Source organism: Kosakonia sp., from assembly GCF_032052965.1.
In the GTDB taxonomy this organism is placed as follows: Bacteria; Pseudomonadota; Gammaproteobacteria; order Enterobacterales; family Enterobacteriaceae; genus Kosakonia.
Window position 1 is genome coordinate 470,651 of the sequence record NZ_DAMBVN010000001.1, and the last position, 17,715, is coordinate 488,365.

The 17,715-nt window shown below is 55.1% G+C and carries 15 protein-coding genes; 11 read left to right on the forward strand and 4 right to left on the reverse strand.

Translation table 11 applies throughout. From position 1 onward, the window contains the following. Position 1 precedes the first annotated feature (1 nt). Complete coding sequence (locus RTX30_RS02220; RefSeq protein ID WP_312686369.1) at positions 2-1,783, reverse strand: thiamine pyrophosphate-requiring protein; 1,782 nt, start codon at positions 1,781-1,783, stop codon at positions 2-4. A 103-nt stretch (positions 1,784-1,886) separates the two neighbouring features. Here RTX30_RS02220 and RTX30_RS02225 point away from each other — a divergent pair, with 103 nt between their 5' ends. After that, on the forward strand, positions 1,887-2,345 hold the full coding sequence (locus RTX30_RS02225; RefSeq protein ID WP_312686371.1) for a GNAT family N-acetyltransferase: 459 nt from the start codon (positions 1,887-1,889) through the stop codon (positions 2,343-2,345). Here the strand turns inward: RTX30_RS02225 and RTX30_RS02230 are convergent. The 3 genes from RTX30_RS02230 to RTX30_RS02240 all read right to left on the reverse strand — a co-directional run bounded on the left by RTX30_RS02230 (position 2,306) and on the right by RTX30_RS02240 (position 5,993). Next, the gene (locus RTX30_RS02230) at positions 2,306-3,862 is read right to left on the reverse strand and encodes a sensor domain-containing diguanylate cyclase (protein WP_312686373.1); all 1,557 of its coding nucleotides are present in this window, start codon (positions 3,860-3,862) and stop codon (positions 2,306-2,308) included. The two genes, RTX30_RS02225 and RTX30_RS02230, sit on opposite strands and share 40 nt — an antisense overlap. Before the next feature lie 160 nt (positions 3,863-4,022). After that, positions 4,023-5,240 carry a diguanylate phosphodiesterase gene (locus tag RTX30_RS02235; protein WP_312686374.1) on the reverse strand — a complete coding sequence of 406 codons (1,218 nt, stop codon included), beginning with the start codon at positions 5,238-5,240 and terminating at the stop codon, positions 4,023-4,025. Between the two features lie 105 nt (positions 5,241-5,345). Next, entirely contained in the window at positions 5,346-5,993 is a 648-nt protein-coding gene (locus tag RTX30_RS02240; protein ID WP_312686375.1) for a GntR family transcriptional regulator, read from the reverse strand. Between the two features lie 273 nt (positions 5,994-6,266). Between RTX30_RS02240 and RTX30_RS02245 the strand changes: the two genes are divergently transcribed. The 10 genes from RTX30_RS02245 to sra all read left to right on the forward strand — a co-directional run bounded on the left by RTX30_RS02245 (position 6,267) and on the right by sra (position 17,602). Next, a complete protein-coding gene (locus tag RTX30_RS02245) occupies positions 6,267-7,631 on the forward strand; it encodes an MmgE/PrpD family protein (RefSeq protein WP_312686376.1) in 1,365 nt (454 codons plus the stop codon). A 24-nt stretch (positions 7,632-7,655) separates the two neighbouring features. Continuing rightward, complete coding sequence (locus tag RTX30_RS02250) at positions 7,656-8,978, forward strand: MmgE/PrpD family protein (protein WP_312686378.1); 1,323 nt, start codon at positions 7,656-7,658, stop codon at positions 8,976-8,978. An 11-nt stretch (positions 8,979-8,989) separates the two neighbouring features. Next, entirely contained in the window at positions 8,990-9,751 is a 762-nt protein-coding gene (locus RTX30_RS02255; protein ID WP_312686379.1) for a sulfite exporter TauE/SafE family protein, read from the forward strand. Positions 9,752-9,904: 153 nt separating this feature from the next. Next, positions 9,905-10,954 carry an amino acid ABC transporter substrate-binding protein gene (locus RTX30_RS02260; RefSeq protein ID WP_312686380.1) on the forward strand — a complete coding sequence of 350 codons (1,050 nt, stop codon included), beginning with the start codon at positions 9,905-9,907 and terminating at the stop codon, positions 10,952-10,954. Positions 10,955-11,019: 65 nt separating this feature from the next. Beyond that, positions 11,020-12,243, forward strand: a complete 1,224-nt coding sequence (locus RTX30_RS02265; RefSeq protein WP_312686382.1) for an ABC transporter permease subunit — start codon at positions 11,020-11,022, stop codon at positions 12,241-12,243. Between the two features lie 9 nt (positions 12,244-12,252). Further along, positions 12,253-13,320: an amino acid ABC transporter permease gene (locus RTX30_RS02270; RefSeq protein WP_312686384.1), complete on the forward strand. Its 1,068-nt coding sequence runs from the start codon at positions 12,253-12,255 to the stop codon at positions 13,318-13,320. Continuing rightward, the gene (locus RTX30_RS02275; RefSeq protein WP_312686815.1) at positions 13,317-14,078 is read left to right on the forward strand and encodes an amino acid ABC transporter ATP-binding protein; all 762 of its coding nucleotides are present in this window, start codon (positions 13,317-13,319) and stop codon (positions 14,076-14,078) included. Before RTX30_RS02270 ends, RTX30_RS02275 begins: the two co-directional genes overlap by 4 nt. A gap of 478 nt (positions 14,079-14,556) precedes the next feature. After that, positions 14,557-16,095 (forward strand): PAS domain-containing methyl-accepting chemotaxis protein, encoded by a 1,539-nt coding sequence (locus RTX30_RS02280; protein WP_312686386.1) that lies wholly within the window; start codon positions 14,557-14,559, stop codon positions 16,093-16,095. A 57-nt stretch (positions 16,096-16,152) separates the two neighbouring features. Further along, entirely contained in the window at positions 16,153-17,232 is a 1,080-nt protein-coding gene (locus RTX30_RS02285) for a mannuronate-specific alginate lyase (protein WP_312686387.1), read from the forward strand. Positions 17,233-17,464: 232 nt separating this feature from the next. Further along, the gene (gene sra / locus RTX30_RS02290; RefSeq protein ID WP_312686389.1) at positions 17,465-17,602 is read left to right on the forward strand and encodes a stationary-phase-induced ribosome-associated protein; all 138 of its coding nucleotides are present in this window, start codon (positions 17,465-17,467) and stop codon (positions 17,600-17,602) included. Positions 17,603-17,715: the final 113 nt, after the last annotated feature.

Consider the following 17,715-nt stretch of genomic DNA (forward strand, 5'->3'; position numbering starts at 1 on the left):
TTTACTTCGGTTTATGAAAAAGCTGACTGGCGGTATCGCTAATCACCTGCATGGCACCGCGATCGCCTTTCGCCATCGCCGCCATAAACGCCTTCGCCTGCTTGAAGGTAATGTGCGGTGGCAATGGCGCCACTTCCGGGTCGGTTTTCACTTCAAGAACCACCGGTCTGTCGGCCTGTAATGCCCGCCGCCAGGCATCCCCCAGCGCGTCGGGGGTATCTACAAAAATCCCCTCCAGCCCCAGTGAGCGGGCGAATTCGGCGTAGTGAACATCCGGCAGTTGCTGGCTGGCTTCAAAACGCGGATCTCCTTCCATGACGCGTTGCTCCCAGGTCACCTGATTTAAATCCTGGTTATTAAAGACGCAGACGATCAGCCGCGGATCGCGCCACTGCTGCCAGTATTTCTGGATCGTGATCAACTCAGCCATGTTATTCATCTGCATGGCGCCATCCCCCACCAGCGCTATCACCGGTTTCTCCGGCTCGGCAAATTTGGCGGCAATGGCATAAGGCACCGCCGCCCCCATGCAGGCCAGTCCGCCCGAGAGCGATGCCCGCTGCCCCTGTTTCACGCGGTAATCACGGGCAAACCAGTTGGCACAGGAACCGGAGTCGGACGTGACGATGGCGTTCTCTGGCAACAAGGGGGACATTTCCCACACCACGCGCTGCGGATTGACCGGATTAGCGGGTGCCATGGCGCGTTGTTCCATCTGTTTCCACCAGTCGCGCACCTGGCGTGCAATCTCCTCCTGCCAGTGACGGTCGGTTTTGTGCTCCAGCAGCGGCAGCAAAGCACGCAGGGTTTCTGCCGCATCGCCATGCAGATTCACTTCACAAGGGTAACGCAAACCGAGCATCGCCGGATCGATATCAATCTGCACGGCCCGCGCCTGGCCTTCCGGCGGGAGAAACTCCGTCCACGGGAAACCACTGCCGATGACCAACAGCGTGTCGCATTGCTGCATTAACTTCCATGACGGCTCGGTCCCCAGTAAGCCAATCGCGCCGGTGACAAAGGGGGCGTCATCCGGCAGCACATCTTTGCCCAGCAGTGCTTTGGCGACGCCTGCTCCCAGCGTATTGGCCGCCTGCACCACTTCGACGGCCGCGTTTCGTGCCCCTGCACCTATCAGGATGGCGACTTTTTTCCCGGCGTTGAGTACGGCGGCGGCACGTGCGAGATCGGCATCGTGCGGGATCACGCGCGGAGGCTGATAACCCACGCCAGAGTGGGTAAACCCGTGTACATGCTCCGGCGGTTGCCACGCTTCGTCCTGCACATCTTTCGGGATAATAACCACCCCAACGCCGTTTTGCGCAATCGCCACGCGCACCCCGCGATCCACCAGGTGTCGAACCTGAGCTGGTGTGGCGGCCTCCTGCACAAAATTGGCCACATCGGCGAAGACACGATCAAGGTTCATCTCTTGCTGATAACTGGCGCCGCGCGCGGTGGTTTCTGCCTGTCCGGCGATGGCCAGCACCGGCACATGATCCATTTTGGCGTCATACAGTCCGGTAAGCAGATGCGTCGCACCAGGGCCGCCCGTCGATAAACAGACGCCCAGCTCGCCGGTGAATTTGGCATGCCCTACCGCCATAAACGCGGCCATCTCCTCGTGGCGCACCTGAATAAATTCAATACCCTCGCCAGATTTACTGGCCCGTTGCAGCGCGCCAAGCACGCCGTTGATACCGTCGCCCGGATAACCATAAATGCGAGTCACGCCCCATTCTTTCAGACGCTGCACAAAGAAATCACTGGTTTTCATGCTCACTGTTATTTCTCCTTGCGGGTAGATTACCGTCTTTAAAGGTAGTCGAAGCTCTGCGTTATCCGGGCTAAGATGAGTGGAAAACGCTATCTAAAGGAAAATTAGAATGGAACTAACGGTTAAATACGAAGTGACGGAGCAGGATCAACAGGCGTTATTCAGGGGCTTACGGCGTTACAACCAGCAGTTTGTCGACCTCAGTCAGTGGGCGCACCTGGCGGTCTATTTTCATGATGACTGCGGTGTCATGCAGGGCGGACTGATTGCCCGCCAGGAGGGCGAATGGCTTAACATTCACTATTTGTGGGTGCATGAAGATCAGCGCGGCAACGGGCTGGGCCGGGAACTGATGCAACGTGCCGCCGCCGAGGCAACAGCGCTTGGCTGCCATCATGCGCTGGTCGATACTTTCAGTTTTCAGGCTTTGCCTTTCTATCAAAAACTGGGCTATCAGCTCCAAATGACGCTCGAAGGTTATCCCCGGATGGGCATGCAGCGCCATTACCTCACCAAATCGCTTGGCGATCACTCCCCGGCTGCGGCCAGCGCACGGTCGCGCCCCTGAATTTTTGCCTGATACAACGCCTTATCTGCCCCCTCTTTCAGGCGGATGGCATCATCAAAGTCGGCATCGGCGATCAGGCTGTAACAGCCCGCACTGATGGTGACAATGGCATGCTGCGCACCTGTTTGCGAGTGTGGGATTTTGGCATTGCGCACCAGGGCGACCGCCTCGTGGGCAATCGCCAGTGCTTCGTCTGCGCTGCTGTTCGGCATGATAATGGCGAACTCCTCACCACCGTAGCGGGCAATCAAATCATGCGTGCGCAGCTTCAGCCGTTGCAGGATTTCGCCCACCATGCGCAGGCAACTGTCTCCGGCGACATGGCCGTAAAAGTCGTTGTAACGCTTAAAGTAATCGATATCGATCATGATAAGCGAAACCGGTTTTTGCGTCAGGGCCGAGGCTTTCAGGCTTTGCGATAAGTAGAGATCAAACTGTCTGCGGTTTGCCAGCCCGGTCAGGCCGTCGGCCAGCGCCATCAGTTGCAGCGTGTGGTTAATGCTGGTCAGCTCATCCCGCAGGGTAGTGAGTTCGGTCTGATGGCGAACATTCAGCCGCACCTGGCGGAAAATTATTGCCCCCATCAGCAGCGTACCGAGCAGCAACATCACGTTTAAGACAATGTCTGGCAGACTGTCGCGCAGCCAGCTGTTCCACAATGCAGGTTTATCGTACCCGGCAGCCACCACCAGCGGATAACGCTCAAGACGGGCGAAACCGTATATGCGCTCAACATGATCCAGAGCCGAAACCCAGGTGCCGTTGCCGCGATCTTTTTTGGCCAGTTCACGGGTGAATAACGGGCTGGCGGAAAGGTTGCGGTTGATGATGTCATCCCCGTAAGGACGCACATAGAGCGCCGTGCCGTCGGTGTCCAGCAGGGCCAGTAAATCGCGGTTCTGCAACTCAAAGAAGCTGTAAAAATGGCGGAAATACTCGACTTTTACCGTAGCGAGCAGCACACCGGCAAAGGCGCCGGAGGTGTCGCTGATGCGTAACGACACCGGAATAATAAGATCGCCCGTGGAACGGCTGCGGATCACATGCCCGAGATGAATGCCGCCGTGTCCATTGCGGCGATGATAAATGAAATATTCGCGGTCGCTGTTGTTAGAGATCACCGGGATTTTGCCAAACGAAGTGGCTTTCATATTGCCCTGCGGATCGTAGATAAACAGCCCGTGTAACTGCGGCAGACGATCTTTCAGTTCGGCGAGATAAAGGTCGAACTGTTTAAAATCAATCGCAGTCAGACCCTCTGCCGGCAGCGAACGGCGAACATCGCGCAGCACCAGTTCGGCCTGCAATATCGTATCTTCCGCCTGCCGCGCCTGGGAAACCGATAAGTTAATGGCACTGCGTTCGGCATCCAGGACTGCCCGTTCCCAGGAGCGGCTCAGTGTCCAGCTAAAGGTGACAACGCCCGCTATGAGCAGGCCGGTCATAAAAAAAGTGATACTGCGCCCAAGAGACGAGTTAAGCGCCAATGCCCGCGCAAGCTTTTTCTTGAATTTCATTCTCTCTCCTGAATCACATCCGCTGTTATTCAGTAAAGCATAGAAGATGGGGAACCTATCGGCCGGATAAGCCTGTAAATGGGTCTGATTGAGGCGGTAACTGATTGAAAGGAATGTTTAAAGGCGACTCCCCGGCTGGCCGGGGAATGAACACAACCGGTCACGGCGTAATGCGGCGCGGCCAGTTAATCGGTGAAATGCCATTGAGTACAGGGCGGGCAAACAGGAAGCCCTGGAAGCGCTCAATACCGACGGCCTCCAGCCAGCACCACTCTTCGACTTTTTCGACCCCTTCCGCCACCACGGTAATTTGCAGCTCTGCGCAGCAGTCGATTATGGCTTTGACGATCGCCTGTTTCGGGCCATGCAGGTGGATATCGGTCACGATTGTGCGGTCAATTTTTAGTTTATCCGGCTGGAATTTCGCCAGCAGCGATAACCCGGCAAAGCCGGAACCAAAGTCATCAATCGCCAGGCCGATCCCCGCCGCACGCAACTGACGAATGGCCCAGGTGAACTCCTCATAGCCGGAGATCACTTCATCTTCTGTGACTTCAACAATGATCTGTCCGGGGCTAAGGTTATTGCGTGTGATATGACCCAGCAGGATATCCACTGCGCCGGGAATTTTAACCAGCGACATCGGCAGAAGATTGACCGCAACTTTATGATTGCCAATCCCCATGCGGCTGGCCATCGCCAGCGCCCAGCCCTTCGAGGCCAGATCTGCCTCGTGCAACTTATCGGGCGCTATGGTGGCGAAATACTCCTGCGGACTGCCGCCGTTCGGGCCGCGGATCAGCGCTTCAAGCGAGGAGATATTGCCGCGCAGCGGCTCAATAATCGGCTGAAAGGCAAACTGACAGGGTTGATTGTCCTGGATGGGCGCGTTGATGCTGGCAAAAGGCGGCGTTTTGAGGCTGAATGTCCAGTGCTCTGGCGCGGTATTACGCACCCGATCGTTATTGTTTTGCGAGGCAATAAAGTTACGAATAAATTTATAGACCCGATCGTTACTGGCCAGCTGGTAATTGAGCGTACCGAACCTGAGGATAGCGCGCAGTGCCGTCGCAGGCTGGATGACACGTAAATCAAACAGCATCATCCCGCGGTTGCCAAAACGGCGGCGCGGCGCATAATCGCGAAGCAGTTCGACCACATTGCCGTGGCGGTGATCATGATGTATACGTTCAAAAACGTCGTTAACCGAAGCGAGCGGCCCTTCAAGAACCTGCAAAAAATGTTCGCCGTCGAACAGTAAGATGCCCGTCACCTGCAATCGCTGATTGCGCAGGCTGGCTCGCTCGACAAGTTGAGCCAGTTGAGAGGGATCGAGTGTTCGATTCAGTCGGCTACGGTAAATCAAAGTCGCTAACACGCAATGCTACCCTCAGAATGCCCACACAAAATCTACATAGATGATGCCATCCCGCTATTCTAGCGACAGGGTGAAATTCCCGTCCGCCGATTAGAGGTCATTATGTTAGCGTTCTCGCTGGCTTAAAATCGTCAACCTTGCGCGATAGCCGTGGCGAATATGCTCAATCGCCACCTCCTGCGCCGCTGCGCGATCGCGTTTTAACAGCGCGTCGACTATTGCCCGGTGCTCACGTTTTGCTTCTGCGGTGCGTTCCGGTAACTCGTAGGTTGTGTTACGCAACAGCGACAGGTGAATACGCAAATTGTCTAACATTTCATTGAGATAGGGGTTGTGCGTGGCACGATAAATCTGGCGGTGAAACAGGCGGTTATGATCGTGCAGCGCTTTACTGTCGGTGAGCGTTTCTTCCATGCGGACCATTTCATCCAGCAGCGCAAGCTCTGCATCAGAAGCGGCGGTGACAGCAAGATCCATCGCTAAGCGCTCCAGACCTTCGCGCACATCAAACAGCTGGCGCAGCCGTTCATAGCTAATATGCGCAATTATCAGCCCCCGCTGCGGGCCGGGTTCGGCAAGACCGAGGGTTTCCAGGCGGTGAAGCGCTTCACGGATCGGCGTACGGCTCAGACCAAACTGTTCCGCCAGCCGGGTTTCCTGCAGGCGTTCGCCCGGTTGCAGTTCACCGGCCTCAATGGCGGAAAGCAAAATTTCAAAAGGCGTTAAGCCTGTGTCGCGACCCGTCGTTTTCACGTTAAGCTCCGTTTGTCTATGGAATGACCCTATTAAGGCTGGCACCCTGCCGTCGCCCATCTTGCCACAGGAAAGGTAACGCCTTTGCTTTTTTTGTTCTTAGCTTATCTGAAAAACATCTTTTGACGTTTCCGTCAGGGCTGCTATGTTTATTTTATATTCATTGTATACAAATGAATTCATATAAACACAAACACCGTTTTTGCTTTTTATTGATAAGCCAACACCAGGGCTTTACGTTGTCAGCCAACACCAGGGAATGCTTGTTTTACGATGACAAAAAATAGCGAAGTTAATAACATTCGTGGAGAACAGCTCAGCCAGTTTATCAGCCAGGCTCATCACCTCAACGTCCCCCCCGCCGTCCGCCATGAAGCAAAACGCGCCTTGATCGACTTCCTCGGCGTTGCGCTGGGCGCAGTTAATGATGATGCCGTTAAGGCCGTGCGCCAGGTAGCCAAAGCCTGGCACGCCAGCGGCGATGCGCGGGTTTTCCTTTCCGGTACCACTACCCCTGCCCTTGCTGCGCTGGTTAACGCCACCATGGCACACGCTGCGGATTATGATGATACCCACCCAGCTGGCGCAGGCCATCCTGGCGGCCCGTGCTGGTCAACTGCGTTGGCAATGGCGCAGGCACACCCGGTCGACGAAGAGCACGTGCTGCGGGCATTTGTCACCGGTTTTGAAGTGATGGCAAAACTGGGTGGCGGTTGGGTGCCAGGCGTCGGGCGCAACCTGCAGAGAAGGGGCTTTCACCCCACTTCTGTTGTAGGACGCGCGGGCGCAGCGGCAGTTGCGGCTGCGGTTTTGCGCCTCTCAGAACCCCAGGTTCGCAACGCGTTAGGCGCGGCTGCCACCATGATGGGCGGCCTGCAAAAATCTTCCGGTACGCATGGTAAACCGTTCCACGCGGGCAAAGCGGCGATGGACGGCATTATGGCTGCGCAATTGGCGGCGGAAAACTTCGTCGGCGCGCACCACTTTTACGAGACTGACGGCTGGGTAAAAATCTTCATCCAGGATGGCAGTGCAGAAGTGCCGCCGCTTGATTTTGGCGAAAGCTGGGAACTGCTAACCAACGGCTACAAGCTGTATGCCAGTTGCCGGGGTACGCACGCCTCTATTGAAACCGCCCGCAAGCTTTTCCCGTTGCTGCAAGGGCGCAAGATTACCCATATTACGGCGAAGGTCCACCCAATGGGCATGGTCAATGCCGGGATCCTCTCGCCGCGCACGCCGCTGGAAAGTAAGTTCAGCATTCCCCACTGTATCGCCCTCGCCTTAAGCGGTTATGCCCTGACGGACACCGATTTTACCCAGGCGACGGTAGACGATCCGCAACCACGCGCCCTGCTGCCGCTGCTTGAGGTCGAGGCCGTGGACGGTCAGTCCGCCAGTTCGGCCTTTATTGATGTCTGGCTGGAAGATGGCGAAGTGCTGCACGCCCAGACTGACGTCTATCGCGGCCATGCGCAAAATCCGCTCAGTGATCAGGAGTTGCGCGACAAATTCGATGCGCTCACTATTCCAGTTCTGGGCGCGGCGCGCAGCGCTGCACTTTATGATGCCGCTTTCCACTTCGAACGCCCAGGTTCGCTGGCGCGTATTACCGGGCTTCTTGCCGGCGATCACTAATTCTTTTTGCTACAGGACATGTTAATGACCATTGCCCGACAACTCGCCGGTAATTTGCTGGCGTTCTCCCGGCAGGCGTTCGCGCAGGCGGCATACAGCCATGCGCGTACCGCGATTATTGATACATTAGGCGTTACGCTGGCTGGCGGTGTTCAGGACGGTGCCCACAAATTACGCACTGTGATCGTGCCGTCTGCGGCGCGCGGCAACAGTCGTGTTTTTGGTACGGATCTGACATTAAACGCGCTGGACGCCGCCCTGCTGAATGGCGTGTCTTCACACCTGCTCGATTTTGATGATTCCAACTCCTGGCTGCACGGGCATATTTCGGTGGCGGTTCTGCCCGCTTTACTGGCGCTGGCCGATGAACAGGACCTGAACGGCGAGGCGCTCCTGCGCGCCTATATTACCGGCTACGAAACCGCAGTACGCATGGGCAAAGCGGTTAGCCCGTTCCAGTATCGTCACGGCTGGCATCCTACCACTACGGTCGGTGTTTTTGCCGGGGTTGCTGCCTGTGCGGTCGCGCTGGATCTGAATGAAGAACAGACGGCCACCGCGCTGGCGATGACCGCCTCGCTGGCGTCAGGGATCAAATCCAATTTTGGTAGCGAAACCAAAGCGCTGGCGGTGGGTCAGGCGGCACGCAGCGCGGTGATGGCAACCAAACTGGCGAAAGAGGGGTTCAGCGCCGGGCCAACGGCTTTTGAACATCAGCAGGGCTATTTTCACGTCTACAATGGCGTGGCGAATGTTGATCCCCTGCCGCTGACCGAGCGCTGGGACGCAACGCCATTCATTCTCGACACCGTGAAAAGCAACAACTACAAATACTTCCCTTGCTGCTACGCTATTTTATCGCCGCTGGATGGCATTCTGGCGCTGCGGGAGGAGCACGGCCTGCGTGCGGAAGAGATCGAACATATTGAAATCAAAGTGCACCCGATCCGTTACCCACATATTAATATTCCGCAGCCGCAGAACCCGCTCGCCGGGAAGTTCAGCCTGCATTACTGCGTGGCGCGGGCTTTTGTGACGGGTACGCTAACACTGGATGATTTTATTGATACGGCGCGGTTCGACGATCCGGCAACCCAGACGTTGCTGCGTAAAGTGACGCTGGAAAAGCACAACGAAGAGATCACCCATAGCGCGTTCGTGACGCTGACCACCACCGACGGCCGCCAGTTTTCTCAGCGAGTGGCGGGAGCGCGGGGTTCCAGCCCGGCTATCCCGTTGCCGGATAATTTGATAGAGCAGAAGTTTCTCGACTGCGCCAGCCGCGTACTGTCTCGAGAGGATGCACAGGCACTTTACCAGCGTCTGTTGCGGGATGATTATCGCTAACGGATGCCAGCATGAACATAATCTGGATACCTGCTGAAATTTCGCCGCTGTTCGCGGGCGTCATGGTGTTTTGCAGTTTTCTGACTTCGGCGCTGACGGCGGCCATGGGGCTGGGCGGAGGCACAGCTTTGCTGGCTATCATGGGGCTGGGCATGCCGGTCAGCAGCCTGATGCCGGTGCATGGGATGGTGCAGCTTGGCTCCAACCTTAGCCGGACGTTGATTCAGCGGGTGCATGTGGTCTGGCCGTTAGTGCTGTGGTTCCTGCTCGGTAGCGCGGTCGGCATTGCAGTCGGTGCGCCGGTGGCGGCGGTGATCCCGGACAGCATTGCCCGCATTGCGCTGGGGCTGTTTATTCTCTGGTCAGTGCTGCGCAAGCGTGGCGAACAGAAACCGTTAAGCCGCCCTTTCTTCATTATTGGCGGCGGCCTCAGCAGTCTCGGCACCATGATTGTGGGCGCCACCGGCCCGATGGTCGCCGGGCTTATCAGTTCGCAAGGGCTAAAGCGCCAGCCGCTTATCGCCACGCACGCCACCTGCATGGTGTTACAGCACGGACTGAAGATCCTCGCCTTCGGGTTGATGGGGTTTGCCTGGGCCAGCTGGTTGCCTGTGCTGGCGGCAATGATCATTAGCGGTGCGCTGGGAACATGGCTGGGTACGCGCGTGCTGGACAACGTACCGGAAAAACTGTTCCGCGTGCTGTTTCGTGTAACGATGATCCTGCTCAGCGCGCAACTCTTGTGGCAGGGTATAGAAGGATGGTTGAAATAAATCGTTAGTCCATTGTTGTATATGCTTTACTGAATTCGAACTTTGCCAAAAGCACCGCAGGCGAAGATCATTATTCAACAAACGGACGTGTTATTGAAAAATCAATAAATACAGTTAATTAACCTGATAGCAACCCTTTAAAAAGGAATAGCCATGCTGAAGAAAACCCACCTAGCTGCGTCAGTGTTGCTGCTGACGCTGGGGAGTTTTATTTTTCCCGCACAGGCAGAAAACGCCCCCGCCACGAATGGCGACACGCTGAAGAAAATTAAAGCGCGCGGCGAACTGGTTTGCGGTGTGCACCCTGCCCGTCACGGCTTCGCCTCAATTGACAGCAAAGGCAACTGGGAAGGTCTGGATGTCGATTTCTGCCGTGCGCTCGCGGCAGCGGTTTTTGGCGATGCGTCTAAAGTCCGCTTTACGCCGCTGTCGACGGCGCAGCGTTTTGCCGCCATTCAGTCGGGCGAAGTCGATGTGCTGTCACGGAATATCACGGCATCATTAACCCGCGATGTGTCGCTGGGGCTGAACTTTGCGCCGCCCAATTTTTACACGGGTACTGGTTTTATGGTGCGGGCCAACAGCGGCGTGAAAAAAGTTGAAGATCTCGACGGCGCCACGGTGTGTATTACCCCCGGCAGCAGTACCGAGCAAAACGTGGCGCAGATCTTCGGTTCACGCCATCTGCACTACACCCCGGTGGTGATCGAGAACAACAAAGAGTATGTTGCGGCCTATCTCGCCGGGCGCTGTGATGTTATTGCGCGTGACAAAGTGGCGCTGCCTGGCATCAAAACTTTTGATGCGGAAAAACCGGAAGATCACATTATTCTGCCGGGGATTTATTCGAAAGAACCGCTGGCAATGGCGGTGCGTAAAGGCGATGACCAGTGGTTCGATATTGTGAAGTGGGTTGTTTACGCTACCTTCAACGCCGAAGAGATGAACGTTAACCAGAGCAATGTGGATAGCGAACTGAAATCCACCGATCCGGATGTCCAGGGGCTGCTTGGCGTGAGCGGCGGCTTTGGTCAGAAACTCGGTCTGGATGACAAGTGGGTGTACAACATTGTTAAACAGGTGGGTAATTATGGCGATATCTATAACCGCCATTTTGGCCCGCAAAGCGCCGAGCCGCTGGATCGCGATTTAAATAATCTGTGGACCAAAGGTGGTTTGCTTTACGGCCTGCCGATCCGTTAATCGCCGGGGCGCTCATGCATGACCGTGGGCGCCCTTCTCCACTTCTGTCATAACCTTGATGTTTAATGATGAAACAGACTGATAACTCCGGTGCGCTGGCCGTTGCATCCGACGCGCCACGACCTGCGACCGCGTTTCGCCTTTTCACCTTTTTTGGCAGTAAAACCGTGCGCAGTTGGTGCTACCAGTTACTGCTGGCAGCCTTGCTGATCGGTTTTAGTTACTGGCTCTACAGCAATGTCGTGGCGAACCTGCGCGCCCAGCGTATCGCCACCGGGTTTGGCTTTTTGCAGCAGAGCGCGCACTTTGCCATTGGCGAAACGCTTATCGACTACACCCCGCGCGACAGCTACACCAGGGCGCTGGCGGTGGGATTACTGAATACGTTGTATGTCACCGGGTGCGGCATTCTGCTGGCCACGGTGCTCGGTTTTATGGTTGGTATTGGCCGGGTATCGAAAAACTGGCTCCTGATGAAAATCTGCGTCGGCTATGTGGAACTGCTGCGTAACGTGCCGGTAATATTGCAGGTTATTTTCTGGGCGGTGGTGATCCGCAATTTGCCTTCGCCGCGCCAGGCGATTGTACTGCCAGGAATGGGCTTCTTGACCAACCGTGGTCTGACATTCACTGTGCCGGCGGCGCACAGCGGCTGGATGTGGACAGTGCTTGCCCTGCTGGTGGCTTGTGTGCTGAGTATGCTGCTTTCACGCGTTGCGCGTCGCTGGCGCGAATATCACGGGAAACAAGTGCCGACGGGCCGCCTGCGGTGGGCGTTAGTGATTGCCCTGCCGCTGCTCGTCTGGGTGCTAACAGGCGCGCCGCATGAACTGAACCGCCCGGTGCTGCGCGGTTTTAATTTCCAGGGGGGGGTTACCATCAGCCCGGAATTTACGGCACTGCTGCTGGGTATTGCCCTTTACTCGTCGGCATTTATTGCTGAGATCGTCCGCGCAGGTATTCAGTCGGTACCAAAAGGTCAGCTGGAAGCGGCCCGGGCATTGTCATTTTCTCCCTGGCATGTGATGCGCCACGTTATTATTCCGCAGGCGATGCGGGTCATGGTACCGCCGCTGGCCAGCCAGTATGTGAGCCTGGCGAAAAACAGCTCGATCGCGGTAGTGGTTGGCTACCCGGAACTGGCCAATATCAGCAATACGTTGATGAACCAGACCGGCCAGGCACTGGAGGCGATTGCCATTATGATGGTGGTCTATTTGATCATTAGCGGCACCACGTCGCTGCTAATGAACCTGTTTAACCGCTATGTTGCCATTAAAGAGCGCTAAGGAGCCGGTATGCAACACACTGTGATTTTCTGGCTACGGCGTAATCTGTTTAGCAGCCTTGCTCAGACGGCGCTGACGCTCATTCTGGCGATGGTCATTGCCTCCGTGGGCGCTTCGCTGTTGCGCTGGGGCGTGATCGACGCGGTGGGTTTCAGCGGTTCAGCTGAACAGTGCCGTGCGGCGACCGGCGCGTGCTGGGCGGTGATTGGCGAAAAATATCGCCCTATTCTGTTCGGGCTGTATCCCTATGAAGAGCAGTGGCGTCCGGCGCTGGCGATGCTGGTGTGGTTTATCACTATTGGCCTCTCGCTCGCGCCTGCCTGCTGGCACTCCCGTTTGCTGTGGCCGTTGTGGCTGGTGTCACTGGCGATGATGTCAGTGCTGATGAGCGGCGGCGTGTTAGGGCTGAAAGCGGTTCCTTCCGCAGACTGGGGCGGTTTGCCGCTGACGCTGCTGCTGTTTTCTGGCACGGTGATCATCGGCATGCCCGTTTCGGTACTGCTGGCGCTGGGCCGCCGTTCGCCACTGCCTTTCCTGCGCGGTTTGTCGGTGGTGTTTATTGAGGGACTGCGCGGCGTGCCGTTGATTACCATTTTATTTGTGGCGGTGAACGTTTTCCCGCTGTTTTTACCGGCCGATATGGAAGTGAACAAACTGCTGCGCATTGTTATTGGTATTGCGCTGTTTTTTGCCTGTTACCAGGCGGAGGTGATCCGTGGGGGATTGCAGTCGGTCCCGCGTGGGCAGTATGAAGCGGCAGCGGTACTGAACCTGGGGTACTGGCATACGACCACCAAAATTATTTTGCCGCAGGCGTTGCGTATCTGTCTGCCTGCGGTTACCAACCACATTATCGCGGCCATGAAAAACACCTCGTTTGTGATAATCATTGGCTTGTTCGATGTGCTGACAGCCACCAGCGCGGTTATGCAGGATCCGCAGTGGCGTCGTTATTACATTGAATCCTATGTCTTTATTTCCGCTCTGTATCTTTTGTTTGGCTTTATGCTTTCCCGTTATGCGGTGTGGGTAGAAGGACGCATTGATGCCAGCCGTAACCCTGAAGGAGTCGCCTGATGCAAGTAACACCCCCCTCGCCCGACGCGATTATTGAGATGAAGTCGGTCAGTAAATGGTACGGCAAATTCCAGGTGCTGGATGATGTGTCGCTCAGTGTGAACAAAGGGGAGCGCGTGGTGATTTGCGGCCCGTCCGGTTCCGGTAAATCGACGCTTATCCGCTGTATTAATCGCCTGGAAGCGCACCAGAAAGGCCAGATTCTGGTAAACGGTATCGAAATGAACGATAACGTGCGCAATATCAGCCGCATTCGTCTGAGCATTGGCATGTTGTTCCAGCAGTTTAATCTTTTCCCGCATTTAAGCGTGCTGGATAACCTGACGATTGGCCCGACGCTGGTGCGCAAGATGACCCGCTCGCAGGCCACGGAACTGGCCATGCATTACCTGGAGAAAGTGCATATAGCTAACCAGGCGCATAAGTTTCCGCTCCAGCTCTCCGGCGGCCAGCAGCAGCGAGTGGCAATTGCCCGCGCACTTTGTATGCAGCCAGAGATTATGCTCTTTGATGAGCCCACTTCGGCGCTGGATCCGGAGATGATCAAAGAAGTGCTGGACGTGATGCTCGACCTGGCCGACAGCGGGATGACGATGATTGTGGTTACGCATGAGATGGGATTTGCCCGTACCGTGGCCGATAAAGTGATCCTGATGGCCGATGGGCGCATTGTGGAATCGGCTGCGCCGGAAACGTTCTTCACCCACCCCGAACACCCGCGCACGCGCCAGTTTCTTGATCAAATCCTCAGCCATTAACCCTCGTGCGGCGGTCTGCCCGCCGCACTGTCAGTATGCTCCCAACAATAACCACATTACCTGCAATGACTTTATCGGCTTAACGGTATAAAGTTAAGCTCTGCTGTATTACCGGTGTTTTTTTTGTACCAAAAAATTGCGATACTTTTGTAAATACCTTAGCCCGCTTTGTTAACGTTTCTATTTTTGAAAGCGTATTTTTTGTACTTTATCGCACACCCTCCTTTTAATTTGTGTTAAGGATTTACTTATCGCCTGGATGATTATTTCAATTCTTTTTTCTTTCGCAAAATCATAACAATATTTAAAAATTGAGTCGTAAGCATGACTAAAAAAATATTTAACGTAGCTACTTTCCGTGGCCGATAAGTTTGTGGAGAATACGCAGGTAAAAACAAAAAAATTAACTGACCGGTAAATAATATTCTATTACTGCGTCAGCAAAACTCATTGAACGCGGTCCATCGTGGAGTTTTTCATGAAGTGCAACACTCCTGTTACACAAAAAGAGTTTTTGCTTAACGACGGTATGACGTTACTGTCGACAACAAATACACACAGTCATATTACGTATGCCAACACCGCTTTTATTGATGCCAGCGGATTTGCTGAAGATCAGTTAATGGGGGAAGCCCATAATATTATTCGTCATCCGGATATGCCGCCTGCGGCATTTGGCGATATGTGGTTCACCATCCAGCAAGGCGATAGCTGGACAGGAATGGTGAAAAACCGCCGGCAGAATGGCGATCATTACTGGGTTCGCGCCAACGTAACCCCTATTTATCAGCAGGGGCAACTTACCGGTTATATCTCGGTACGAAATATTCCACAGCGCGCTGAAGTCGATGCCAGTGAAGCTCTTTATCAGCGAGTGAATGAGAATAAACTCAACAGCCATCGTTTTTATAAAGGGCTGGTAGTGCGGCGCGGTTTTTTTTCTTTTTTATCACTTTTTCAGCGTATTAATGTTTCAAAACGCATCCAGTTTGGTGCGGTAATAGCGGCCGCTTTACTGGTTGCGATGCAATTTGCTCCTTTTAATGCAGCAGAACGTGCCGGAGGTTCAGTTATTATTCTTGGGCTATTGTCTGTTTTTTTACAGAGCCAAATATCGCGACCGCTGAAAATAATTTTATCGCAAATGCAGAAAGTGGTGTCCGGCCGTAAGGCGGATTATCGCCATTTTAACCGTGTGGACGAGATTGGTTTATTGATGCGTCTGGTTAACCAGTCCGGGCTTAATCTCAGTTCGCTGGTGGATGATGTTTCAGCCCAGATTAACGGTATCCGCACGATTAGCGGACGGATCTCCAGCGAAGGAGACGCGTTGCGACAACGCACTGAAGAGATGTCTGCCGATCTTCACCAGACAGCGTCCGCCGTGGAAGAAATTGCCAGTGCGGTGCGGCAAACAGCAGAAACCGCCACCGAAGCGATGGCCCGGGCTGATGAAACCAGCGCCAGCGCGATGGACAGCGGCGATGTGATGAAGAAAACCATCTCGATGATGCAGGCGGTTTCCGCTGATAACAGTAAAATTGTCGACATCATTGGCGTTATCGACAGTATCGCCTTTCAGACCAATATTCTGGCGCTGAATGCCGCCGTAGAAGCGGCACGTGCGGGTGAATCAGGTCGGGGTTTTGCGGTGGTCGCCGCCGAAGTGCGTAACCTGGCGCAACACTCTGCCTCCGCCGCGCGTGAAATTCAGTCGCTGATTGAACACAACGTCGCGAATGTCAAAAACGGTGTGGAGATGGTCGCAACGACCGAAACGCACCTGACGGCAATGATCGACAGCGTGATCACCATGTCGACCATGATCAAAGAGATTGGCACTGCGACGCATGAACAGACGCAGGCGCTGGAGCTGATTAATCAGTCGGTTTCCCGCATTGGCGTCATGACACATAACAACACCGGGATGGTGGAACACGTGACCAGCGCGGCGGAAGATCTCTCTGAGCGCGCAGCTCGTTTGCATCGTGCTGTGCATGTTTTTGGTGGTAGCTGATCTTCGCTGACGCCATGCTATAGTCGTTTCCCCTTCCCCGTGGATGTAAGGCTAAGCATGGTTTTTCTCAGAGCAGTGCTGATCTTTCTTCTGTCGACGGCCGCGCAGGCCGCCGACAATCTGCACCCCCCCGCCGGTTTTATGCAACCGCCTGCCCATTCGGTTACGGCAGCCCCTACAGTGAAATGCCTGACCGTACCTGCGCCGTTTACGGGTACGCTCGATTTTCACAGCAAATATGAAGGCTCCGATAGCGCCCGTGCCACGCTTAACCCCGAAGCAGACGCTGCTTTTCGTCAGCAGACAAAACCCATCACTGAAATGGAAAGTGTCGTCAGCAAACAGGTCACCGCCTGGGCGCGCAGTGGCGATCCGCGTTATGTCGCCTGTGCCGTCGGGGCGCTGAATACATGGGCAACCGCCGGAGCGTTAACCGGCGAAGCGGCAAATCATACCGGAAAGTCAATGCGTAAATGGGCGCTGGCCAGTTTCTCTTCGGCCTGGCTGCAACTGGCATTTTCCCCGGCGAAACCCCTGACAGCCTACCCGGCAGAGCAGAAAGCCATTACCACCTGGTTAAGCCAGCTTGGCGATTTAACGGCAGCAGAGTGGCGTGATTTGCCGCTGAAACAGGTCAATAACCACAGTTACTGGGCTGCCTGGGCGCTGATGGCGACGGCGGTAGCGACGCAGCGCCAGGATCTGTTTGACCAGTCGCTTGCAATTTATCGCACCGCTATGCAGCAGGTGGATGCCGGGGGATTGTTGCCGAACGAATTACGCCGTCGTCAGCGGGCATTTTCGTACCACAATTATGCTATTCAGCCGCTAGTGATGATTGCCCTCTTTGCGCGGGCCAATGGCATAAACGTGATCGATGAAAACCACGGTGCCTTACAACGGCTGGGCGATACCCTTCTTGCGTCGCTGGACGATGACAGCCGCTATACGCAGCACACAGGTGTGGCGCAGGAAAGAAATTTTTTACAGCAACCGACGAATCTGGCCTGGCTGGAGGGGTGGTGCCAGCTTTACCCGTGTAGCGCCGCGGTGGAACAGCGCCTGGCCCCGCTGCGCCCGCTGCGTAATACGCGACTGGGTGGCGACATTACGCATTTGCTGGCCGTGGCGCCCTGAGTCAGTTGGGTGGTGGCGGATTTTACCGAAGCGTCCTGTGTTTGTTGTTGTAAGTAAACGAGATCACCGAGACTGTTCTTAAAAGCCGGCGTTGGGATTGCGCTTTGCGCCACAATGTCCGAGGATGATGAATCGGTATGTTTTTTATACCGCGCAATGATGAGATTGAATTTCGCCCGGCGCAGTTAACCGGGCTTGTCCTTGAAACATTGAACTGGATTAAGGAGTAAGCATGAAATCGAACCGTCAGGCACGTCATATCCTGGGACTGGATTACAAAGTGTCGAATACCCGCAAAGTGGTGACCAAAGGCGACCAGGAAGAAACGGTTGTGGCCCACCGTTCCGGGCGTCATCGCCGCGCTGAATAAGGTATCCTTCCCCGCCACTCCACCCGGAGTGGCGTTTTGTTTTATCCCCTCCTTGATAAAAATTCAATCAACGAATACTGCGAATAGGAAGTATTTGCTGAAGTGATGCTTTA

What these genes read in the sequence shown, in the direction of transcription:
- RTX30_RS02225 (WP_312686371.1), top strand. Translation starts at nt 1,887, where the DNA reads ATGGAACTAACGGTTAAATACGAAGTGACGGAGCAGGATCAACAGGCG.
- RTX30_RS02230 (WP_312686373.1), bottom strand. Translation starts at nt 3,862, where the DNA reads ATGAAATTCAAGAAAAAGCTTGCGCGGGCATTGGCGCTTAACTCGTCT.
- RTX30_RS02245 (WP_312686376.1), top strand. Translation starts at nt 6,267, where the DNA reads ATGACAAAAAATAGCGAAGTTAATAACATTCGTGGAGAACAGCTCAGC.
- RTX30_RS02250 (WP_312686378.1), top strand. Translation starts at nt 7,656, where the DNA reads ATGACCATTGCCCGACAACTCGCCGGTAATTTGCTGGCGTTCTCCCGG.
- RTX30_RS02255 (WP_312686379.1), top strand. Translation starts at nt 8,990, where the DNA reads ATGAACATAATCTGGATACCTGCTGAAATTTCGCCGCTGTTCGCGGGC.
- RTX30_RS02260 (WP_312686380.1), top strand. Translation starts at nt 9,905, where the DNA reads ATGCTGAAGAAAACCCACCTAGCTGCGTCAGTGTTGCTGCTGACGCTG.
- RTX30_RS02265 (WP_312686382.1), top strand. Translation starts at nt 11,020, where the DNA reads ATGATGAAACAGACTGATAACTCCGGTGCGCTGGCCGTTGCATCCGAC.
- RTX30_RS02270 (WP_312686384.1), top strand. Translation starts at nt 12,253, where the DNA reads ATGCAACACACTGTGATTTTCTGGCTACGGCGTAATCTGTTTAGCAGC.
- RTX30_RS02280 (WP_312686386.1), top strand. Translation starts at nt 14,557, where the DNA reads ATGAAGTGCAACACTCCTGTTACACAAAAAGAGTTTTTGCTTAACGAC.
- RTX30_RS02285 (WP_312686387.1), top strand. Translation starts at nt 16,153, where the DNA reads ATGGTTTTTCTCAGAGCAGTGCTGATCTTTCTTCTGTCGACGGCCGCG.
- sra (WP_312686389.1), top strand. Translation starts at nt 17,465, where the DNA reads ATGAAATCGAACCGTCAGGCACGTCATATCCTGGGACTGGATTACAAA.